The organism is Ruegeria sp. HKCCA5463, from assembly GCF_013034175.1.
In the GTDB taxonomy this organism is placed as follows: Bacteria; Pseudomonadota; Alphaproteobacteria; order Rhodobacterales; family Rhodobacteraceae; genus Ruegeria.
In genome coordinates this window covers 171,258-193,752 of sequence record NZ_WQFL01000002.1, presented here as the reverse complement: position 1 = coordinate 193,752, position 22,495 = coordinate 171,258, and the positions used below count along the sequence as shown (strand labels likewise).

General features: G+C 53.4%; 19 protein-coding genes. 4 read left to right on the top strand and 15 right to left on the bottom strand.

Going from position 1 to position 22,495, the window contains the following annotated elements; all coding sequences use genetic code 11:
• Positions 1-128: 128 nt before the first annotated feature.
• Positions 129-710, top strand: a complete 582-nt coding sequence (locus GOW09_RS06980) for a hypothetical protein (protein ID WP_171116867.1) — start codon at positions 129-131, stop codon at positions 708-710.
• Between the two features lie 356 nt (positions 711-1,066).
• Positions 1,067-1,324, top strand: coding sequence for a hypothetical protein (locus tag GOW09_RS06975; protein WP_171116865.1), 258 nt, complete (start codon positions 1,067-1,069; stop codon positions 1,322-1,324).
• Positions 1,325-1,655: 331 nt separating this feature from the next.
• Here GOW09_RS06975 and urtE read toward each other — a convergent pair whose 3' ends face one another.
• From urtE to GOW09_RS06920, 11 genes are all read right to left on the bottom strand, one after another.
• The gene (gene urtE, locus GOW09_RS06970; RefSeq protein WP_171116863.1) at positions 1,656-2,363 is read right to left on the bottom strand and encodes an urea ABC transporter ATP-binding subunit UrtE; all 708 of its coding nucleotides are present in this window, start codon (positions 2,361-2,363) and stop codon (positions 1,656-1,658) included.
• The gene (urtD, locus tag GOW09_RS06965) at positions 2,353-3,093 is read right to left on the bottom strand and encodes an urea ABC transporter ATP-binding protein UrtD (protein WP_171116861.1); all 741 of its coding nucleotides are present in this window, start codon (positions 3,091-3,093) and stop codon (positions 2,353-2,355) included. Before urtD ends, urtE begins: the two co-directional genes overlap by 11 nt.
• A complete protein-coding gene (gene urtC / locus GOW09_RS06960) occupies positions 3,090-4,343 on the bottom strand; it encodes an urea ABC transporter permease subunit UrtC (RefSeq protein WP_171117263.1) in 1,254 nt (417 codons plus the stop codon). Before urtC ends, urtD begins: the two co-directional genes overlap by 4 nt.
• Before the next feature lie 10 nt (positions 4,344-4,353).
• Complete coding sequence (gene urtB / locus GOW09_RS06955; protein ID WP_171116859.1) at positions 4,354-6,309, bottom strand: urea ABC transporter permease subunit UrtB; 1,956 nt, start codon at positions 6,307-6,309, stop codon at positions 4,354-4,356.
• Between the two features lie 67 nt (positions 6,310-6,376).
• Positions 6,377-7,651, bottom strand: a complete 1,275-nt coding sequence (gene urtA, locus GOW09_RS06950; RefSeq protein WP_171116857.1) for an urea ABC transporter substrate-binding protein — start codon at positions 7,649-7,651, stop codon at positions 6,377-6,379.
• 286 nt (positions 7,652-7,937) lie between these two features.
• The gene (locus GOW09_RS06945) at positions 7,938-8,279 is read right to left on the bottom strand and encodes a hypothetical protein (RefSeq protein WP_171205321.1); all 342 of its coding nucleotides are present in this window, start codon (positions 8,277-8,279) and stop codon (positions 7,938-7,940) included.
• A 553-nt stretch (positions 8,280-8,832) separates the two neighbouring features.
• On the bottom strand, positions 8,833-9,984 hold the full coding sequence (locus GOW09_RS06940; RefSeq protein ID WP_171116853.1) for a hypothetical protein: 1,152 nt from the start codon (positions 9,982-9,984) through the stop codon (positions 8,833-8,835).
• Between the two features lie 182 nt (positions 9,985-10,166).
• Positions 10,167-10,391: a hypothetical protein gene (locus GOW09_RS06935; RefSeq protein WP_170326242.1), complete on the bottom strand. Its 225-nt coding sequence runs from the start codon at positions 10,389-10,391 to the stop codon at positions 10,167-10,169.
• 133 nt (positions 10,392-10,524) lie between these two features.
• Positions 10,525-10,749 (bottom strand): AlpA family transcriptional regulator, encoded by a 225-nt coding sequence (locus tag GOW09_RS06930; RefSeq protein WP_171116851.1) that lies wholly within the window; start codon positions 10,747-10,749, stop codon positions 10,525-10,527.
• Positions 10,750-10,851: 102 nt separating this feature from the next.
• The gene (locus GOW09_RS06925; protein WP_171116849.1) at positions 10,852-11,520 is read right to left on the bottom strand and encodes a hypothetical protein; all 669 of its coding nucleotides are present in this window, start codon (positions 11,518-11,520) and stop codon (positions 10,852-10,854) included.
• Between the two features lie 108 nt (positions 11,521-11,628).
• Complete coding sequence (locus tag GOW09_RS06920) at positions 11,629-12,813, bottom strand: site-specific integrase (protein WP_171116847.1); 1,185 nt, start codon at positions 12,811-12,813, stop codon at positions 11,629-11,631.
• A 615-nt stretch (positions 12,814-13,428) separates the two neighbouring features.
• Here GOW09_RS06920 and GOW09_RS22295 point away from each other — a divergent pair.
• Positions 13,429-13,740 carry a hypothetical protein gene (locus tag GOW09_RS22295; RefSeq protein WP_217360257.1) on the top strand — a complete coding sequence of 104 codons (312 nt, stop codon included), beginning with the start codon at positions 13,429-13,431 and terminating at the stop codon, positions 13,738-13,740.
• Between the two features lie 1,055 nt (positions 13,741-14,795).
• Here GOW09_RS22295 and GOW09_RS06910 read toward each other — a convergent pair.
• The gene (locus GOW09_RS06910) at positions 14,796-16,709 is read right to left on the bottom strand and encodes a DUF3604 domain-containing protein (protein ID WP_171116844.1); all 1,914 of its coding nucleotides are present in this window, start codon (positions 16,707-16,709) and stop codon (positions 14,796-14,798) included.
• Between the two features lie 271 nt (positions 16,710-16,980).
• On the opposite strand from GOW09_RS06910, the gene GOW09_RS06905 reads away from it, so the two are divergent.
• Complete coding sequence (locus GOW09_RS06905) at positions 16,981-17,880, top strand: hypothetical protein (RefSeq protein WP_253284187.1); 900 nt, start codon at positions 16,981-16,983, stop codon at positions 17,878-17,880.
• A gap of 198 nt (positions 17,881-18,078) precedes the next feature.
• On the opposite strand, the gene GOW09_RS06900 is transcribed toward GOW09_RS06905, so the two are convergent.
• From GOW09_RS06900 to gntH, 3 genes are read right to left on the bottom strand one after another with little or no spacing between them, the layout of a single operon-like run.
• Positions 18,079-19,362, bottom strand: a complete 1,284-nt coding sequence (locus GOW09_RS06900; RefSeq protein ID WP_171116842.1) for a HupE/UreJ family protein — start codon at positions 19,360-19,362, stop codon at positions 18,079-18,081.
• Positions 19,355-21,169 (bottom strand): hypothetical protein, encoded by a 1,815-nt coding sequence (locus GOW09_RS06895; RefSeq protein WP_171116840.1) that lies wholly within the window; start codon positions 21,167-21,169, stop codon positions 19,355-19,357. The genes GOW09_RS06900 and GOW09_RS06895 overlap by 8 nt, the downstream gene beginning before the upstream one ends.
• A 9-nt stretch (positions 21,170-21,178) precedes the next feature.
• Positions 21,179-22,372, bottom strand: a complete 1,194-nt coding sequence (gene gntH / locus GOW09_RS06890; protein WP_171116837.1) for a guanitoxin biosynthesis MBL fold metallo-hydrolase GntH — start codon at positions 22,370-22,372, stop codon at positions 21,179-21,181.
• Positions 22,373-22,495: the final 123 nt, after the last annotated feature.

The window sequence follows — 22,495 nt, the reverse complement described above, 5'->3', positions numbered from 1 at the left end:
ATAGGTACTACATATGCCAGATAGAAAGAAACCTTCAGAAGGCTCATCACGCCCCAAATCTGAGCGCGGCACCCAAAGGCAAGACCGTAGCGGTGAAAGGGCCATCAACAGATCCGAGGGCATCTACAATGTCTCGCCAACTCGACCAGCGCCGCGCCGGAAGCCAGACAGAAGCGAAGATAGCGACGATTGACCAGCTACACGAGGTCGCGTGCCACCTTCAGCGATCGGTAAGATACCATCGCGCCAGAGAGCGTTTTTTTGACACTTGGTCGAATTGGTTCTCTTTCGCTTCCCTGATAGCAGGCTCGTCAGTTGTGGTGGCGCTGCTATCTGCTTTGCCAAGCTGGATTGCGCTTGCGTCGGGTGCAGCTGTGGCGGCAATGCAAGCTCTGGAGCAAGTGTTTAGGCTATCTTCAAAAGCTCGCGACCATAGCGGACTAGCTGCGGAGTTTTTAGCTCTTGAGCGGATTATGGCGATGCGGGAGGAAATGCCCGTTAGTGAGCTTCGCGAAATGAAAGCGGAAATATTGTCTATTGAAGCGAGAGAACCGCCAGTTAAGCGATATCTCGACCTGATTTGCCACAATCAGGTCGCGAAGGCGATCGGCTCAGATGACATTGAAAAACTCAAATTTTGGCAAAGACTGTTTGCGCAGTACCTAAACGGCGATCACGTGACCCTAGAAGGTGGGGATAGGAGTTCTTAATTTTATCCAGCTGTTTCAAGACAGGATAGCGCCAACCCCAATATTGCCAGGTGCGGTCTTCGAGGCACAGCTACTTGATAATAAGGGCAATTTGGCGTGGCCATCAGGTATGTTCGGAGGCCACTACCGGACGTATGCAGGCGCAGAGTTCAAATGGCTTACCAATGGCAGGTCAGGGCTCATCGTGCAGTCGAGCACGTCACAGCTTCGATCCGCATTGAGCCCTGACCGCCTGTCAGTACTCGCACACATTCTGAAAGAAATGCTGGCAATCAACGCGGAAAGCCCCATGTCAACATTGCGTTTGCCCTCAATATCGGTTGTTTTGATCACAGTAAATCAGGATGAAAATAGAGATGAAAGAGGTTCTTCCACTGGCTGTCATCGTGGCTTTCTTTGTATTGTCTCTGCTTTGTTTCAAGGCTTCGAGAATTGTTGAAAACTGGAGTCAAGACATACGCCCACCAGCCCTCAATGAGTTCTACGCTGCGCTATTATCCCGAGTTGGGTTGCGCTATTTTTCAAGACACTCGGCTGTCCTTGCCTGTTTGCTCTGGCTGGTTGTAGCAATTGAGTTGTTTTTTGCAGGCCTCAATGCGGCTCTTGCCTACTAACCAACAGTAGTAATTTTTCTGCAAAGTTAGTGTTCTCCGCTCTAAGAGCGAAGGTCTGCATTCCGACCAAAAATTGCTGAATGCATCCGCAGAAGCCGAGTTGTACGGCTATGACCGGTTAGGGCTCATATGACTTGTTCATGCTCACCGCAGAGAAAGTTGGCAGCGAGCCCCAAATGCCCCTGATCCACGAACATCGGAAAACAAAAAACTGCAAGTAATCGGCATTCTATGCAGCTAAGTGAGCTACGAGACGGTATGAGCATAAGTCCGAATTGTTAAATCCGGTGCGTCGGGCATGGCAGAGCAGAAGTGAACCACTACAATGCCGTTAAACAGATACTGCGGACCTTAGTTGTTCTTTGCCAATTTGGCATTTGGAGCCGCGTAGAAGAGGGGTGCCTCGCTCGAGAACCAAGAATTCATCGCCTAACGAATAAGCAAACTCAAAGAACTGCTCGACCAATATTATGGCCATTTCACCCTGATCACGCAGCAGACGAATGACTTCGCCAATCTGCTTGATGATGTTGGGTTGAATGCCCTCGGTCGGCTCGTCCAACAGCAAGAGTTTTGGCTTTGTGATCAACGCACGTGCAATGGCAAGTTGCTGCTGTTGACCACCAGACAGGTCGCCTCCGCGCCGCGACAGGAACTCTTTGAGGATCGGGAAAAGGTCAAAGATATAGTCGGGGATGGTGTGATCGCTGCGGGGCAGGCAGGCAAAGCCGGTTTCGAGGTTTTCGCGCACCGTCAAAAACGGGAAAATCTCGCGCCCTTGCGGAACGTAAGCCACGCCTTTTCTGGCCAGCTCGAAGGATGTGGTGTTGCCGATCTCTTCGCCGGTTAGCACATAGTCGCCACCGCTGCGGGGATGCGTGCCGGATATCGCTTTCAAAAGGCTTGTTTTTCCGACGCCGTTTGTACCCATCACGCAGGTCACCTGACCCTGACGCGCGGTGATGTCGACGCCGTTCAAGATCTGGCTGCCGCCATAGTGCAGAGTCAAATCAGAGATGTTCAGAAGGTCAGCGGCCAAGATAAACCTCGATTACTTTCTCGTTCCGGGTGACATGGTCCAACGATCCTTCGGCCAGGACCGAACCCTCGTGCAGCACGGTGACTTTGCAGTTCAGGCGACGGACAAACTCCAAATCGTGTTCGACAACAACGACGGCCCGGGTTTTGGCCGCTTCGACAAGAATGTCGGTCGTATGCTTGCGCTCTGCCGGGGTCATCCCGGCCGCAGGCTCATCGACCAGCAGCAATTGTGGGTCCTGAGCCAGCAGCATCCCGATCTCGAGCCATTGCTTTTGCCCGTGGCTAAGTTCACCCGCCTTGCGGCCCAAGGCGCTCTGCAGTCCGATTTCCTCGGCCAGCGTTGCGACTTTCTCATGATCTTCCTGACGCGCCCGGAACCGCAGCACAGCCAACGGCCCGCGTTTGTTTTTCAGGGCAAGCATCAGGTTTTCGCGGATGCTTTGGTCTTCGAACACAGTTGGTCGCTGGAACTTTCTTCCCACTCCGGCCTGCGCGATCTGGCTTTCGCTCATCGACAGTAGTGAGACAGATTTCTCACCCCACAGAACATGACCATCTTCCGGCTTGGTCTTGCCCGTGATGATGTCCATGAACGTCGTCTTTCCCGCCCCGTTCGGGCCGATGACAGCGCGCATTTCGGCCGGACCGATTTGGAACGTCAGGTTGTTGATGGCCTTGAACCCGTCGAAGGATACGGAAACGCCAGAGACTTCGAGCAGCGTGCTCATTCATTCGCCTCCTTTTCGCGCAACGACCCAAGGTCTGGTCCCAGGTCGGCCCCATGTCGATCCGGTGCGCGGCGTTCTGTAAGCTTGTCGATCAGTCCCCCTATGCCGCGGGGCGCGAACAGCGTGACCGCAACAAACGAGAAACCAAGCAGGATGGTCCACCAATCGACCCATTGGATCGTATAGAACTCTAGCGAGATGTCGGGGGTTTGCCCGCCTGTAAACCATGTCGACAGCAACGAGACAAAGGCCGCACCGATCACCGCTCCGTACAGCCGTCCGCGTCCGCCGATTGCCACCCAAACGGCCAGGTAGATTGACGCGATGGGCGCAATTTCGGCCGGGTTAATGATGCCCGCTTGCGGATAGTACAAAGCGCCCGCGATACCGCAGATCACGGCGGTGAAGGTGAAGATGAAAAGCTTGTAGGCCTCGACTGAGTATCCAAGGAACCGAACGCGGCTTTCATCGTCTCGGATGGCGCGAATGACCGATCCGAATTTGCCGGACACCACCCATGCGCAGACAAGGTAGCCAAGGCCAAGCGCTAGGGCGGACGCCCAAAAGAACAGGATCGAAACCGTTGATTGCGGCACCGAGTCCAGACCCGGCAGGTTCTGCAGCCCCGACAAGCCGTTATTCCCGCGCAGCCCACTGTCGTTCTGGAACAGGTAAAGGGACAGCGCCAGCGTCATCGCCTGCGTCAGGATCGACAGGTAAACCCCGGTCACCCGACTGCGAAACGCCAACCACCCAAAAACAAGCGCCAGCAGACCGGGTACCAACACCACCGCAGCCAGTTGTAGCGGTAAGGAATGTGCAAAAGCCCAGATCGGGGGAAACTCGGACGCACCGACAACGCCGAAAATCTGAGCGGCAATGCCATCCGATATTTCCTGGACCGTCGGCGGCAATGCAGACGCCGCGAGGCTGTCGACCACGATAATCTCGGTCCGGGCGTACATCAGCCACATGCCGATGGCGTAGCCGCCAATGCCAAAAAATGCCATGTGCCCCAGCGACAGGATACCTGTGTATCCCCACACCAGATCCATCGCCAGTGCAGCAAGACACAGGCACAGCGTTTTGCCCAAAGTTTTGATAAAGCTGGTGGAAATCAGCCCGATGCCAAACCCTTCGCCCAAAACAGTAATGATAACCGTAAACAGGGACAGGATGATCAGAAAGATCGCGCCAGAGGGATAGCGCAGCACCAGCGGCTTGCGTACAGGCTTGGCTGTAGAAGTCATGTCAACCATATCACGCTTCCGCCGCCCGACCTTTGAGCGCGATGATACCGCGCGGTCGGAATTGAATGAACAGGATGATGAAAAGGATCATGTACGTCTGCGCCGCCAGCGTATTGGACGGGTTGAGCCACTCGATCCCCTTTTGCAGCGTTCCGACCATCGTCGCACCCAGCAGCGTGCCCCAGATGTTGCCAACACCGCCAACGACAACTGTCATAAAGCTTTGCACAATGTAGTCAGAGCCCATCTCGGAAGTGACTTTGGCATAAAGCCCGATGGCCACGCCGGCGATGCCCGCGATGCCTGAGCCCAGGCCGAATGTCAGCATGTTGATCCGGTCCGGGTTAATACCCATGGAGGACGCCATGCGGGGGTTTTGAGTGACCGCTCTCACCTCAAGCCCCACCCGGGTTCGGTTCATGACGATAAGGAACAGGGCCAGAAACAGCAACGCCAGAACGAAGATCGCGATGCGGATATAGCTGATCGAGACGATGTCGTTCAGCACCATCGACCCGTCCAACCATGCCGGAGCAGTCAGAGGACGCGCCTGCGTGCCAAAGATGTTCTTGGCCAGTTGCTGCAAGGCAATGGAAACGCCGAAGGTTGCCAGCAGCGTCTCTAGCGGCCGGTGATACAGCCACCGAATGACCAGCCGCTCCAGTAGAACACCGGCCCCGAAGGTCACCAGAAACGCGCAGGGAATGGCCACAAGGATCGAAAGCGTCAGGTCAGGAATGAACAACTGCACCACATAGCCGGTGTAGGCGCCCATCATGATGAACTCACCATGCGCCATATTGATCACGCCCATGACTCCGAAGGTGATCGCAAGACCGATCGCCGCAAGGAAATAGATCGAGGCCAAAGACAGCGCGTCCAGCACCAGATCCGCTGTCTGGTTCAAAGCAACTTGCGTTTCAATGTTGTCCAAAGCCGCCTGTGCAGCAAGAGCGATGGGCAAGGGGGCTGAGACGTAAACCTTGAAAAACTTATGTTTTTGAACAGCTTCGGCAATATCTTCCTGTGTCACCAGCGGGGTCGCAAGACCTTGTTGGGCCAACACCTGATACGCGGCCTCTCGGGCGACGTCCTCGTCAAGGCTCGCCACTTGTACACCCGCAACAGTATCGCCGTTTATGTTGGCGATCAGGGCTTGCTTTACCGCTGCTGCATCCACCGGCTCCGGGGCCAACCCGTTTGCGACAAGCAGGTCATAGGCCTGGTCCTGCGTCAGATCGTCCGATCCGACCTCAATGCCAACCGCACCGTCCGGGATTTCATCTGCGACCTTGATTTCGGATGAAACCAAAGGATTGAGCGTTGCCCTGACATCAACACCCAGATCGCCGGCAAAGCTGTCGATTGCAGCAAGCCTCGCGGCCTCATCCTCATCAAAGCGAATGGTGAGCAAGCGTTCCAACCGGTCTTTGCGCGCCTTGAGGTTGGCGTCTTGTTCAGCCTCGTTGGAACCCCGCAGGGCAGACAGGTGCGACGCTTCGGCGTCTCGCTCAATCGCTGTCAAAGCAGCGACGCGTGTCCTTGGATTGGGGTCGTTCAACTGAAACTGCACCAGAGCAGACGCGATCAACCCGCGAATGCCAGAATTGGGCTTGAGTTGTTTGTATTTCTTTTTCTCGACAACCCCGATCTCGGCCCCGTCAGATACATCGAAGACTTGCAACCCACCGTCAGCCTTTGAGGCAAAGACAAAAAGACCGGTTTCTTTGTTGAACCACATGTCCTTGGCCTGCCAACGCTCCAGAACGGTCTGCGCTTCCGGCAGCCCACTTTGCGCCAGCGCGTCGATCGCAGGGCCAATCGTCTTGCGAGAGGATTTCTGGATCACCTCCGCGTGAGACTGCAATATCTGCTGCACCGGGGCGTCTGCGGATTGCGCTTGCAAAAGGGTAGGGGCCACAAGGACCAGCAGGGCAAGCACTGCCCGCCTGAACGGAAGCGTCATTTAGGAAGACCTTTGTATTGAGCCTCGGGGCACAACTCGCGCGCCCCGAGGAATTCAGGTTAAGACCTTAGTAGTTGGACTTGATCTGTACGCAGCTCTCGGTTTCGGTGTTGTACATCCCGCAACCCAGCTCTTTCCAATCCGACACGAGAACAGCGGACTCAGGCAGATAGTCGGTCCAGGCGTCGCCCGGAACTTCTTCGGTCTGGCTGATGATGTCGAACTGACCGTCTTCCTGGATTTCACCGATCAGGACCGGCTTGGCCAGATGGTGGTTGGGCAGCATCACAGCGGTGCCGCCTGTCAGGTTCGGGAATTCCTGACCGTACATGGCGGTCCGAACGGCATCGACATCGGTGGTGTCGGCAGCCGTCGCCGCGTTCACCCACATGTTGAAGCCGATATAGTGGGCCTCCATCGGGTCATTGGTCACACGGTCCTCACCCATTCGGGCTTTCCAAGCTTCAACCCATGCTTCGTTCGCATCGCTTTCGGCCGACTGGAAATAGTTCCAGGCCGCCAGGTGACCGACGAGGTTGGTGGTATCCAGACCGGCCAACTCTTCCTCACCGACCGAGAATGCGACAACCGGAATGTCATCAGCCGAGATGCCCGCAGCAGCAAGTTCCTTGTAGAACCCGACGTTCGCGTCGCCATTGATTGTCGAAATCACGCCGACTTTCTTGCCATCCGCGCCAAGTGCAACCACGTCGGCCACGATCTTGGACCAGTCCGAATGACCGAACGGCGTGTAGTTGACGAAAATGTCCTCTTCCGCGATGCCCTTCTGCTTCAGGTAACTTTCAAGGATATTGTTCGTGGTCCGCGGATAGACGTAGTCGGTTCCCAGCAGCGCGAATTTCTCAACTTCCAGCTCATCCAGGAAGTAATCCGTGGCTGGGATCGCCTGCTGGTTCGGCGCAGCACCTGTGTAGAACACGTTTTTCGAGCTCTCTTCACCCTCATACTGAACCGGATAGAACAGCAGGCCGTTCAGTTCTTCGATCACCGGCAGGACGGATTTGCGGGAAACCGATGTCCAGTTGCCAAAGATCACGTCAACCTCGTGGACTGTGAGCAACTCACGCGCCTTTTCGGCAAACAGTGGCCAGTCCGAGGCCGGGTCTACAACGACGGCTTCAAGCTCACACCCCAGAAGACCACCCGCTTCGTTTTGCTGTTCGACTAGCATTTCCATCGTGTCTTTCAGCGTGGTTTCCGAAATGGCCATGGTACCGGACAACGAATGAAGGACGCCAACCTTGATCGGGCAATCAGCCAGTGCAGGCAATGAACTGGCCAACAGGACTGCGGCGGTTGTGGTGAGAATTTTGGTGTGCATCAGCATTTCCTTTTATGCGACGCGCAGCAGGGTTGTTCGGGGCGCCGAAACGTCCCATATACCCCCCACGCATAATTGCGGTGTGCGAGGGCGTCTTCAGGTTCCTAGGCCGGGCACCTTCGCACATGTTCCAAGCCGTCTTGCGGCACTCCATAGTGCTAGGACAGTTCTTTGCAGCTCTTAGAGTCTCATAGCCCGAGTTCTTGGATTGATTGAGGGTATTGCCCAATTTCGCGGCAATGCAGCACGTCGCGCTTAAAAATGCGGCGGCGCAGCGAAGCGGTCTTTAAGCGCCGCCCAAGATCAACAGATTGCATTGATCCAAGTACTGCTTGGCAGCTCGGCGCGCCGCACTTGCTTTCACTTCATCAGAAGTAAAGGTTGCGGTTTGCAGCAAACGTGCGTGGGCGTGTTTGGAATTCACCCTGTGGCCTAGGACAAATTCGGCATTATTTGCTGTCGTAGTCGCTTCCAGCAACGAGATAAACCTACCGCGCCGCAGTTCATAATCCTGAGCTTTTGGATCGTTCAAAAGCCACGCGTGTTCCATTTCAGCCGAGAAGCGACCTGCACAACCTGCAAAAGATTTTACGATCCCACTTTCTGCGTAGAGCAATCCAGAAGTCACCAGGATGCACACAATAGAAAGAAAGAATGTTCTCAAAATGCACATATTTTAATCATCGCCACAGTAATTGCGTCCGTCAAGGCAGCACTTTGAAATCAACTGTGTCCAGTTTACGGATTACTCTGAATAGAAAGCCCCAGCATTTTCAGGCTCAAATTTGATTAATCACACCGATTCCGCAATGTACGGCCAAGCTTGCACCAATCTTCTGGATAGGCCGAGCTAACACTTACTATCGGATTCAAATATCTAAAGCTTCGCACTAGTTGGAAGTTGCAATGTCTGATTTGAGTCCCAATTGAAACCCTCGATCCGCTGACCAAGACCGAAACTGATTCCGCCAACCAGTCGTTCACTCCGACCAAACTTGCTGCAATGTAGCTAAAACGGCTCAGTCCGCGAAGAAGCCATCAGACGCCGGGATGCGAATGTCTGGAATGCGACGTTTGAGACTTGTTGCACAAGCGAGACTCTGGGTGTTGACGAAAGTCCGGTAAGGGCTCAAACTACCCTAACGGGCGCGACACAATAAAGGCGGGTGCTCGTCAGTGGTTTAGGCAATAAACCGATATCTGTTCTTGGCTTCATGCAGCTTGTTTGCTGCGCGCTCAGGGTCAGCCTGTACATTCTCTGCGAGCCTGCCTCCAACACTTTCCATGAAATCACTCAACTCGCTTTCCTGAGTATCTTCCAGGGCAGCCAGCGTGATCCCAAGGCCCGCAATCTGTGTCATTATCAGACGTATCTGCTCGTTTCGGTGTACGTGCTTAATGTTGGTCGCGTCGATGTGGCTGCGCATTTCCTGCAAGTCATCCTCCGACGATCCAGAAACCAAGTCCCAAATTTCATGATTGGACCACCGGGCGCGATTGCTGTCATCAGGATCAGGCTCACAGTAGCGTATCTTCTGCAAGGCCTCGGAAATGACATCACCGAACATAGCGTCGAACTGAGGCCACGTCCTGATCTGCCAACGATCCTTGAGCAAGTCTTTCCCCGCGCGTATCTCAATCCGCCAAACACGGCTCTGAGACGCATCAGAAGAGTCTAATGGGGGTAAACCTTCCCGCTCAAGGTTGGTGTTCCAGATATCCCACCAGATCGGCTTTTTCTTATCAATCACTTCGCGACGCTTGTCATAGATGATGACCTGCCGTCCCGGCATTTTGCCAACCGTGACAGATGTGAACTGACCAGATTTACCGTTGCTGCGCATGTCATCTTGAGCGGTAAGATAGTCAGCGCGGTTGGTGTGGCTGTGAATGACGAAGTTTTCAGGAACAAGTTCGAATTCCGGCGCGAGAATATCGACGCAGAAATCGGCACGACTGATACTGACCTGATGCGACTCAAAGCGGATTCCAAGCCTAGTTAGGGTCTTATCGATGTAGGAACGCGCGTATCCGAGTCCTTGTGTCGCTAGAAGAGTTGAACCAACCGAAATCCGAATGCCCCAAGGATCGCGTGCATTTGGTTTCTTGAAAGACCAATGCACATCCAAAGGCCCACCTTTGAGGATAAAGCGATACCCGTTGCCGCCGTGGGGCAACAAGTCAAAGTCTGCACCGCCGTAACTGAAAGGAACAGGGTGCCGCTCTTCTTCGGCCCTTTCCCGTTCGGCGTTCAGAAGGTCGAACAACTCCTGAGAGATATTCGCCTGAATCGAAAGTGCGATGGTGTCAAATCCGCGATGAACAACTTGCATTTTTGGGCTCTCCTTGGGTTCCGGTATTTCCAGAGGGGGGTGCTACAATCACCCCCCTCTTTCGGCGAATGCCGCGCGATTTGGTTAAGGTTGGGAAAAGGGGCGGGCGCTAAAGCGCCCTTCGATAGTGCCTCCGGCGGGGCAGCTATTTTTTTGGGGCCGGGCTGGACGCCCGGCGGAAATCATTGGCTGGCTGCTGCCTGCTTGCGCGAAATCCAATTCTCTGCACGTTCCGCGCATTTGGCGACGTTGAGAAGATCATTGTGAGAAAACGCACTGGTGGTACGCCAGTCGCCCTCCCCGTTCTTGTAGGATCGTGAGATATCGACTGAGAAAAACCCATCATTGTCCCAGATCGTTGCGGTGATCAGCCCGATTTTGAATTTGAAAGCGGGTTGCTGTGTCATGGTGAACTCCTTGTTTGAATTGTTTGGCAAACACAAAAAGGGCGCAGGGTGGCGACACCCCGCGCCCCTGAGAGCCATTCGGCCCCAAAATCCCGCTCAGCGCTGCCAACTCTGAACGGGCAAAACTCAAATGTTAGGAAGGTGCGGCGCTGGTATTGGCGACGCGCTTTTCAGCGATCCATTTTTTCAAGTCACTGCGCGTGTAACGGACAGACCGACCGGAGACCTTTACAAACATAGGCCCACCACCTCGAACACGCCAATTTTGCAATGCGCGTACTGAATAACAGAGATAGTTGGCGGCTTCTTTCTCGTCGATGAGCCGGTCGAAGTAGTCAGGGTCAATCTGTGTTTGCATGGTTGCCTCGCTGCATAGCGTTTCATTGCAACCAGAATGCAGCGTAGGTCCGTCTCAATCTAATGTCATATATGGCTCAAAATTTGTCCATTTATGACATCCCTATTTTTTAAGGCCAAACACGCGCAATGTCGCGTTCCCGAGAGTGTGCGACGTCGGGAATTTGTGATTCTGATCGACCCAGAAAAACGCATACATGAAACTAAAGAAATCGCTCTTGTAGGGCTGTTCTTCGTCCAGTTCATCATAGCGATAGGTCTTTACTGGATTGCGTCCGGTATAGTGTTGGAACACTTTCGCAAGCCGTTGGATTGTATCTTCCAAGCTTTCATTTTGTTTAGGGCGGGCGCGTGGGCGCTTGTGATGTTCCAGCCCTTCTTGGATCAGGAACGCTATCTCGGGGAGTTTCCCTTTCAGGACGTCAATCAAATACTCTCCGTAGTCCAGCCCTTCGTGGTCAGCGCCAATCGCGTTCTCAAAATAGTCTTCCGGCTCATTTGCCATTCCAACTTCTTCGATTTCCCATTGAATAGAAGGAGGCAGGTTTGAAAGCTGGTCCAGCAAAGAACTGACGGTCTTGTCTAGCTTGCTATAGATCGTTTTTCGCTCTTTTGCTGGCAACGGCTTTATTCGCCGGTCCTTGGGGCGATAGTGTCGAGCTATATATTCAATATCCGTGGCAAAGCCCTTAGCGACGGGCAACGGTAGTTGCATCTGGCCCCACATATGCTCAAGGTCCAGTTCAAGCTTCTTGTCGTGATTGTCCAGCATGTGTTCCAAGCCTGTATGATATCTTATGGTCGCTTTGTGGTGCCCTATGTAACGTAACCTATACATAGAGCGTTCGAATCCTTGCCGATGCCCCTATGTAAGGTAACGTTACTGCACAACCCGAAGGGGCGCGGCTCGTACATCCTTGCGAACCGCGCGTGCCAATCTCGCCGCGACAGACCCAGCCGCGCGCTGAACAGCATCATCGGCAAGGTGCGCGTAACGTAGTGTCGTTATCAGATTCTTGTGACCCATAATCTCTTTCAGAGTGAACGGATCGATCCCGTCTTTCATGGCGACCGAGGCATATGTGTGTCGCAGGTCGTGAATGCGGACATCCTCCAACCCTGCCGTCTTACGTATGCGCCGCCACGGCTTTTGCAGGTTGTTTAGCGGCCCGGTGTCTGACTCTCCTAGTATTACATAAGGGTTCCCCGGTTGCCGGGGCAATTCCATCAGGATGTCATAGGCTTCCCTTGGCAGGGGAATGCGGCGGCGTCCGGTCTTGCTGTCCGGCAATTCCAGATGGTGCGACGTTACATAGTCCCAGCGCAGGGTCAGAATCTCGCTGAGGCGGCATCCGGTGTAAATCAGCAATAGCAGGGCCGACACCACGTAAACGGTCTCTGTGCCGTCTTCCAGCGCCTCGGCCAGCACTTCACCAAGCCGTATCTGTTCCGCGTCAGACAGGTAGCGTTTCTTTTCTTCTTCGCGAAACTTTTTGATCCGACGGGCGGGGTTCGATCCGGGTTGCCGTAATCCCCAATCCTCGGCCAGATTAAACAGCTTCGACAACATCGCCGCCGCCCGGTTTGCTTGATACGGTGTCTCGCGCAAACCGTGATGAAAAGCCACCACGTCGGCACGGGTTACTTCTGCAATTGGGATAGGTCCAAGTTTGGGCCGGATGAAACGGCGAATGACGCTGTGATAATCGCGGGCTGTGGTCGGCTTACAATGCTGATCGACATATTCCTCAAGGAACCGGTCACACAGCCCGGCAACGGTCGGTGCGCGCCGCTTGGCCTGCTTCTCGGCAGATGGGTCTGATCCGCGCGCAACGTCGCCGAGAAGCTGCTTGGCGTGTGTCCGTGCTTCCTCAGCCGTCAGAACGCCATGCTGGCCGATAGTGATCCGTCGCGTCCGGCGGCCAGCTCTATATTGAACCAGATAGGTCTTTTTGCCGGACGGATAGACCCGCAGCCCAAAGCCGCGCATGTCCCGGTCCCAGACAAGGTATTCCTTGGTCTCAACGGCAAGCCCCTCAACTGCGCGTTTGGTCAATTTGAACATATCCAGAACACTCCTTGCTTCCGGCCTGCTTCCGGAAGCTATACGGAAGCAATTGGCGGCGAACTTTGGAGTAATTCATGAATTCAAGGCGCAGCGAAGGTCAACGTAAATAATTGTTTTCGCTCCATTTTTGTCAATGTGGCGAAATCCGGAGAAATACAGCGAAATGGCTCTGGCCGTTCTTTTAATCAGTGGGTCGCAGGTTCGAATCCTGCACGGCTCACCACTTTTTTCAAAGAGTTAGCAAGAATAGGCGAGATTTTCTCACGCCTACAGCAACCACCAAGCAACCACGCGGCATAGATTGACGAAGAAACGTGTACAAAACCGTTTTGCTGAATGTGTAGTCTTGTTCTTTCAAGTAAACACTTAAGGCATTGCTATTTTGACTATTTTTGACCACGCGAAGAGTTTTTCTAAACCAACAACGCACAGATCGGCGTTTTATTGTCGCGTGCAAATACTAACACCCTAGAACATCTCACGTTGCAGGCAAGTTGTCGCGCTGGTGTCGACTTGAAGCGAAAGGTTGGGTCTTGCTTAATGATGGGTTGGTTACCTTGAAGGTGGCACTTTGCAAACTCAGCATTGAAGTAACGCACCAATGGCTGCTAAGTGAGCAAACTTCCCACGCGGACGCTGTTCAAAAGTAGGTGGGTGCTCGTCGGCAGTTTACGCTTTGAACCGGAATTTGTTCTTGGCTTCATGCAGTTTCTTTGCGGCTCGCTGAGGATCCGCCTTAATGCTCTCTGCGAGCTTGCCTCTAACAATGTCGATAGAATCACTAAGCTCATTTTCCTGAATGTTTTCCAGTGCGGCCAATGTAACTCCAAGGCCTGCAAATTTCGTCGTTATCAACCTAATATGCTGATAGCGATGCGCGCGCTTAACGCTTGTGGTGTCGATGTGGCTGCGCATTTCCAGTAGGTCATCCTCGGATGATCCAGCAACCAAGCCCTACATTGTATGGTTAGACCACCGCGCGTGGTTTCCATCGTCAAGATCAAGCTCGCAGTATCGTACCTTCTTTAAAGCCTCGGCAATGGCATCGCCGAACAAGGCATCGAACTGGGACCACGTCCTGATCTGCCAACGATCTATGGCAAGCTGTTCCCCGCAACGCGCCACACACAGCTTTGAGACGCATCAGAAGGGTCAAATGGGGGTGTAAATACGGACATCGTCCAAGCCCGCCGACTTACGTATGCGCCGCCGCGATTTTTACAGGTCATTTCGCGGTCCACTGTCAGAAGCGCTTAATTTTATACATGGATTTCCCGGTTGACGAGGCAATTCCATCAGGATGTCATAGGCTTCTCTCGGTAGAGGAATGCGGCGGCGTCCGGTCTTGCTGCCCTGCAATTCCAGATGGTGCGACTAACATAGCCCCAGCGCAGCGTCAGAATCTCGCTGATGCGACACCCGGTGTAAATCAGCAGCAATAGTGCCGACACTCTGTCCCGCTTCCGGCGATAAATCTGAATGCCAGAAGACCAAAAGCATCTAGTCGGACACTGGGAAGACGTGACTCTCATGGTTGTTAAGTCATTGAGAATCAGGAAGTGGTATAGGGTAGTTGTGACCGAAGGGTCGTGACAATGCGTGATCTGGTCTTTGAGAATCGATTCCCCGACTGAATCACCGGCGTGGTTGCGGTCACGCGACGACGGCAATTGGTAGAAAGAAGTCATCCAACAGAATTGGTCAGATGACTGCAACGAGCCCGAAGTAAACGGATGCTGCGCTCCGCACAAACGACGGCAACGCGCAAAAAGTTGATCTTGCAAAGAACAGCGTGCGGCCACTGCCGGCGTTACCAGCGAGCAGACGCGGTGGCATCAGAACGGGTTTGATTTGTACTGCAACAGAGCCAGAAGGTGTCCTCACGCTTTGGACGTTTCCGAGCCATTGGAACTGGTTGCCGACGTGTTCCGTGGGAATCGAAATTGCTCAAAACCAGCTTTGTCGCAATACTAGCTTCACTATTCAGCGCTGAACCAGATCGGCGATGTGTAAGCACGGTCCTGGACTTCTGCGGGAACCGCCTCGGGCAGCGGTATATCGTAGAAAGCTGCGTCTATGGTCGTCCATCGCGGCTTTGGAATTTCGATCACTCTTACATAGTAAAACGCGTTGTTGTTCGCGTCAAAATCTGGGTCTTGCCAATAACCGGCGAGTTCCACGGAACCGATTGAGTTGCTGTATGTCGCGCTTCCAATGTCTACCGTCGAGCCTACTGGTTCGTGTGCACGGCCATCCTCTCCAATCTCTCGGCCATCGGAGACGGCCACGTCGAAGACCCGCTCATGAGTTTCGCCACTCTCGTCGATCCAGCCTTTGATAATTTGGACTCGGTCGAGGTTCGCGCCGTCTGGGTCGCGCAGCGCCCGGATCAGGAATCTGGGAGAAACCCCATTCGGCGCGTTCCTAAGGTCTCCGCCCATCGGCACGCCGTTCTTATACCCGTTGGAAACAAAATCCGAGGCGTACAGATCATCGGCATCAAAATTCCAGCCGCCAAAGACCCGGACTCGCATTCGCGGCCCGGTCGTAGCGTAGGCCTCTTTACGCTTGATTGCTCCGTGGACTTCCTCGCGGGTGTTTTCGCGCGCCCAAACAGCGGTGAGGCCTGCAGCCGATTCTTGCGCCGTAAGGATACGCAATGCCGGGTCTTCGGCCGGGATTACATCAAAGTTGTGACGGTTCGCTGAAGGCTCTGTGTGTTGGTACTTACCAAAGTAGTTGTCTTCCCGCGTGGTTGGGAGCGCGGTGTGCGTGTCCGTCGTGCCGTAGAAGCCGAACTTGAATGGGTTAACGCCTGTCTCCCGCTGAACTTCGAGCCCGACCTTCAAGGCAGAGCGCCCATACTCGTAGCGCAACATTTCAGGGGTCTTTGCGACGGTGCCCGAGATATTCGCAACGTCCCAGGTTTCGAAATCCGCAAACTCATCATCAGGTGACAGGAATGGGTGCGTTTCCTCGTCCCCCTTGATCTGGGTTACCTCATGCATCGGCTCCCAACGAACGCGTTTGGCGGCGTATTCCGCGTCCATAGGTGTGCCGTCGAATTTCGTAGGCGCGAACATTATTCCATTGGATATATTTCCGTTATGGGGAACAGATACTGCGCTTCCACCCGTCTCTTCTTCGTACGCAGCCAGATAGTCCCACAACGGCTCAGGGTCTTCGCTTTCAAAATAGGTAAATGGGCGGGTTCGACCGGTCTTATCGGCGCCGTCTCCGAAGATCACCACCCGGTGGAGATTGTTACCTCTCGGAGTTGATGTCCACTCGTACCCAGCCAATGATGTGAAAACGCCGGGTTCGTAGTGTTCGTCGACCGTTTCCACGATTTTTTGCCAAAGGTCACCGTCCAAATCCAATCCAGCGGTCGGGTCTCGCCCTTCGATTGATGCGATTTCGATGATATCAGCGAACGCCTCCATCCGACCTTCTTGCCCGGAATTGAACCTTTCGTAGGTCAAACGACCCCACTCGTCAGCCAAAAGCCGAGGGTCAGCTGCTCGAACGGCGGTCGCAAGTCCCAACATTTCCGCGTGTTCAGTAATCGCGAGGAAATCGAGGGGCCTAATGAGTTGAACAGGTTGTCCGGTGTTTGAAGTTATCCTCTCACCGCGGGCCACGCGGAAGGCGTCGTGGACGTTCAGAGAAGTCCCAACAAGCCCTGCGTCGAATGAGATTTCAGTGTGGAAGTGAAGATCACCAAATAGAACCTGATCAGGATAAGATCGGTCGACAAACGGAGAGTAGGTCTGTGCAGGAACCACCTTATCTGGAGGTACTTCGCCTTCAAAGCCAACTGCTTGCGTTCCTAATGAAAGCGCCAAGGCGGTTGCAGCATGCAACATAATCGTGGGTTCAAAATGAGTTTTCATGACTGCCCCCCAGACAAAAAACCAAAGTAAAAGTGTATGATAAAACATGCATAAAATCAAATATTCAAGTGAGTGGGGTCCGCCGCCCCCCATCCGCGCGCGTGGACCTGTCCAAGACTCGTTTTTGAAGGACCGCTTTGGGCTGATTGCGGTACTTTGGAGCAAGAATGCAGATGGATGCAGAGTCCGCATATCAGACTTGAAAGCACTTGAACCGCTGGTTCAGGAGTGGCAACCCGAAAGGGAACCAGCGTCACTTAGGAAACGTCATATGAAAAACCTTATTCTAACGTGCTGCTTTGGAACTATTTCCCTATGTTTCACAGCGTTTCCGTTGACTGCACAGCCGCGGCTAGGTTGGGCGTATCAGGTTGATGGGCTTGCCGCTTTTCAAGGGGATGCGGATTTGAGCGGCGGTGGCGAGTTCTCTGCAAGTCGAACATTTCTTCGTGCGACCGCACTATACAATCTGGACGGAGGAAATTCAGTTGGGCTTTCCACCAGCTTTGGCAAACTGGATTATCGCTTCAGCCAATCAAACAACCAGCCATGGGAAAACATCCGTGACCTCCGCGTCGCTGTTCCTGTGCGGCTTCGAGTGAGTGATACAGCAACAGTTTTTGTGTCGCCACAGATCAGATGGGACTATCAAAGCGGGGCCTCCTCATCTGAAGGAAGAACCCATGGTATTTTTGCAGGAATTGCTTGGCAACTGAGCGAGCGCTTGACGATAGGTCCGGCCTTTGGCGCGTTTTCTCAATTTGACGAAAGCGGTACAGATTTTTTTCCAGCCCTGCTGATCGACTGGGACATAAACGATCGCTGGAACTTGAATACTGGCTCTGGTGTTGGAGCGACGCAAGGTCCTGGACTGACACTGAGTTACGCGTTGAATGACATCTTGGACATTTCGTTGACCGCGCGATCGGAAAGGATTCGATTCAGGTTGGATGGGGACGGCCTTGCCCCAAATGGGGTGGGTGAGGATAAAAGTATCCCTGTAGTTCTTTCTGTTGGGTACAACCCGAACCCTGGGGTTTCATTAAGTGTCTTTGCTGGCGCAGAATTTGACGGCCGCCTGACGCTAGATGATGCGAATGGATTGGAAATTAGTCGTCAGAGTTATGAAACAGCGCCATTGGTTGGGCTGGCGTTCAGAGTCAGGTTCTGACCACAGCATTGAGCCAGTTTGCCAGTTGTGTGCGGAGTTTTCTCGCGGCTGAGTTTACGCGTCTAATTTGTCCACATAGGGGGCGTTCATCCCAAGTGCAGCGAACGACTGCAACGAGCCTAATCTGTCTTATGCTTCGGAACAGCCGAAGTCCGCATGTCTTAGGCGACCATCACGGCACGCGCCTTCGCAATGACCCTAAGCCAACGTGGAATAAACCTCGGCAACTCGCTGAACGGTCCAAAAGCAGGCGATAGCCGCACACCCACCGGCTAAGCCCACTCGTACGGACATCCACAAACTGGAGTTCACGCGCCGACACATTATCAAGGCGGGCCAGAGTGCAAGAATAATGGCAACTTGGCCAAGCTCGACGCCAAGATTGAAAGCAAGCAGGCTTTGCCAGATGTTTGGAGATGTGACCTGCAAGATCTTGTGCAACACAAAGCTAAACCCAAGCCCGTGCAAGAGGCCAATCAGCGTTGTCAGAAGCACCATCGTGACCTCAGAGCGCGCGCTGTCCTTAAAACTCATAAACGCTGCGACGGCTGCAAATATGATGGAAAGCGCGATCCCGGTTTCGACGGCAGGAACAAACCACGCGCCCGATGGCACAAACCCGAAGAACCCCAGCGACAAAGTTACGCTATGTCCAACGGTAAAACCGGTTGCACGCAGCAATAGTGCCCTGAGTGTCTGCGCTCCGATGACCAAACACACAACAAATAAGACATGATCCAACCCTTCGAGGATATGTCGTATGCCTTCCCAGACGAAACTGAGGAATCCTCCATACCCCTTCTTCTGAACCACCAATGGTTCAGTCATCAGGCCCCGAGATCGGAATATCTGAGGCGTGTCAGACGCGTAGTCGAGAATGAGGTTGGCCGTTTGGTGCTGATCCGGCAAGCCGGGGTCTAGCACGTTAGAAATGCTGTACGATTGGATCGGGCCGTCAGTCTCATAATACAGGACGAGATCGACAATCGTATCACCAACAAAAAGCGGTGGCGTTAAGGCCGTTTCGGTGTCCACGGCCTGTTGAGCTTCGGCCAAAGTTGCAAATCCGGGCTCATTTCCAACGCGATGCAAGCGAACGGACTTAACTGTTCCTCTCAAGCGCTGATTGTCGACCAACAGATGCAACGCACCTTCCGCGAATTGCCCCAGCCCATTGGGATCGCTCATGAAAGCCTGCAAGTCGACAAAGTGGACTAACTGACCGTCGCTCATGGCATTGGTCGTGAATGGTGCAGCTTCCGGCAATGCATCACCATTCTGATCACCGACCTTATCTGCAACAAGATAAGGCATGGGCGTACGCATGTAGACACGCAGACCGCCCTCGGAATGCTCGACATGCGAAATTCGAACGTTGAGGTTAAGCAAAAAATGCGCCGAGGCTGACAGCGTCAGTGACAAAAACACACCGACAAACAGAGTGCCGAAAGTAAAAACCTTTGATCTTAAATACTTATGCATTTGGATCGCGAGCCTCGATTACAGTTAATCCATCCAGCTTCCATTGCCCTGACTCAGGTATGACCTCGGCCAGCACTCGGAACGTAACCGCGCGTAAATGGGCGTGCCCCCAATGACCACCTTGGGCTTTCACTGTCCATTTTGCCAGAGTTCTGAATCCACCCGGTTTAAGGGTCGGGTCAACGCGCTCTACTTTCAGGGCACTAATATCTGTAACTGTAGCAAGACTGCCTCCTGGCGTTCGGATCACGAGACCACGCTCTACCTCTGTTGCGATGTCGCCCAGAGATGCCGCCGTTACAATGTGGGCCAGCTCTGCCTTTCTTGCTGCCGGCGAAGTTTCCAGGGTCACCGTGTTCAAGTTTTTGACCATCGAGCGCAGTATGTCTTCCGCAACCTGCTGCTCAGGGGGCTCGGGCTTATTCCAGAGTAATTCCGGCAAATACCCCCCCGAAAATACAAACGTTGCCGAAGCAGCGGCAATCACAGTCACGCAACTGGCACGCTTTGCGACTTTGTCCCTGGTTAGCAGAAGAAAACCAATTGAGACGGCGCTGATAATCCCGGCGATCAACGCCAAAGCCGGGTCCTGCCGTTTCTGCTGCTCAACTGGAATCTGAGTAACAGATGCTCTTTGGTACTGGAGCAGGTGGTTCTGCCAGTGAAACTGCGGGTCAGCAGATGAAACAGCCCCAAAGAACGGCCCTGCGATATCGTTTGAAATCGTTGCGACGCGGGAAATCTCCTCGTCAAACATATCCCATGTGACTGTCACCTGATTGGGAAGGTCTGCCGATGAGAAAGACAGGATAGCCCCGATAAACGCATTGTTCACGGACACTTCCTTTCCAGGCTCGACAACCTGATAACCCTGCGATGTCAGCTCCAGGAGCTTTGCTGTAGCGTTCGACGGTTGCACTAATTTGCCATCAATTGTCACCGGGTTACGAGAAGCCAGGAAGGACGCCGCTTGGTTTACGATCATGGCGCTACGCTGTGGCGAAAGTGTTTGACCGACTTCGGTAGTTTCACCAATCCAAGGCGCCAGTTCACGCAAGCGGATCAGCGTCTCATGCCGAACTTCACGAGGTTCGATGTAGAGAAAGGTGGATGTCCCGTCCTGCGCTTTTCGATTTAGGCTTTCAGCAGAAAAACGGCTATCCCACGGATCAGGCCAGTGAATCTTTAACTCTGCCGGCTTTGACAAGAAGCTAAAATCGGTGACCGGAACCTCTCGGTCAAAAACCTGCATCCCGATAGTCGCCAGTGGTTCACCATCCCGCGATGGAGGCATTATAGTCAGCTCGTTGGGAACTGTGTTTTGAAACGGAAAGAACACTTCTACGAACAGAACACGCGGATCTTTTGGCGGGCTGGGAACAATTTGACCCGAGAATGGATTCCGCTGACCTGCAAGTGGCGAGGCCCGGTCGATGCGTGTTCGGTATTCTAAATTTCTGATTTCAGCGATTAGGGGCTGATTGTCCCTTCCAACAATCGATAGCGCACGACTTTCGGCTTGGGCAAAACCTTGATTGGTCTCTTGTTTAGCCTCCGGCTCACCCTCGACGAAATCCGATGACCAACCGATTGGCAACATATCAGTAAACAACGGAATATCTTCGATATAGATCTCAAGGTCGACGTAGACCCCATCGTCTTTGATATGAAGGACAGCGATGTTGGGGGCGACTTCTGATCCGTTAGTCAGAACGACATCCGCCGAAACGGCGCGTGCACCTGAGGCCATCAGGCTCAGCATCAGGAATAGTCGGTACAGATACTGCCAAATCGGAATTTTGTTCACCCCTGAACGTTAATTATCCGGCATTGGCGGTGGCGTGTAACCCTCCCATTTTCCCGCTTTGACTTTGTCGGACGGCTCTTTTTCTTTTGAACGTTGGGCAGTGATGTACTCGTCGCTCACAGCAGGTGGCAACGCATAGTCATCAACACTCGCTTCCCGAACAACGATCTGGTCTTTGGTTACGTTGATCACCTGAAGATCCCGCGCCAGCGTAAGCGGTCCATCGTAAGTCGAACGGACACCTTCCAAGATCGCCTGATAATTTTCGGGTGAAAGAACAGAGTGATACCCCAGCGCCATGCGCGGTTCGACCGCAGACATCACCTTGCCAAAGGCCGCAGGTTCGGTATGAACGCGCGTGGCTACATAGGTTGCCTGTTTCATGTCCCAGCCAAAATATGGGGCCAAAGCATCAGGTGGCAGAAAAGCCTCGTGAGAAGCGATATCCGCCCCTTTGGCATATTCTACATACCATTTGTTTGGGTAAGTATCTCCGCCAAAGACGTATTTCAGCCCATTCCATTCCAGAGAATAACTCACCGAGCCATCTAGGCTGTGGATGGCAGGCCAGGACCGGATAGTTACGTCGTTCTCCTGATAAACGATCTCGTTTTCCTGCATGTAATCGAATTCGGTAACTTCAAGCTTGGCACCATCATCCGGCAGCGCCCCCGTACGTGTGGCCAGATCCCAAGCATAGGCTTTTGACATTCCTTCTACATAGGCTTTGGTGCCCAGTTCATCCTCTGATCCGGACGGGCCGAAGACACGGAGCGGAGTATATCTGCCCGAAAGCCAACCCCCAACATGAAGACCCATGAAGTCTCCAACGTGGTCTACATGCAAATGACTGAAAAAGACCTTATCGACCTTCGCAAAATCCGGTCTCAATGAAAACAAGTTTCCAGTTGCACCCGTGCCCACGTCAAACAGGAAAACGTCTCCATTTCCTAGTTCAACATAAAATGAAATCGAAACGGCAGCTTTGGTTTGGTTTGGCATCCCTGTCCCCAATGCCGTGATACGCATCTCATCCGCGCCAAGGATTTCAGTGTTGGGAAAGTATGACGCGGGATAAACACCATTTTCAATTGCAGAAGCAGTTCGACCAGTCGGCAGCGCGTTTTGCGCTGAAGCGGTGCCAGCCAACGACAAACCCAATGCCAATAGTGCGCCAGTCGTGGAATTCATAATGCTATTCATTGATCCCCCCTTTTCTGCGTGGCGTTTCGGAGAGCACGATGTCGTGAACTACCAGTCAACCATAGACTTCTCTACGGTAAGTCCATAGACTGCTCTATGTCAAACAAAGAATGCTGTAATCTG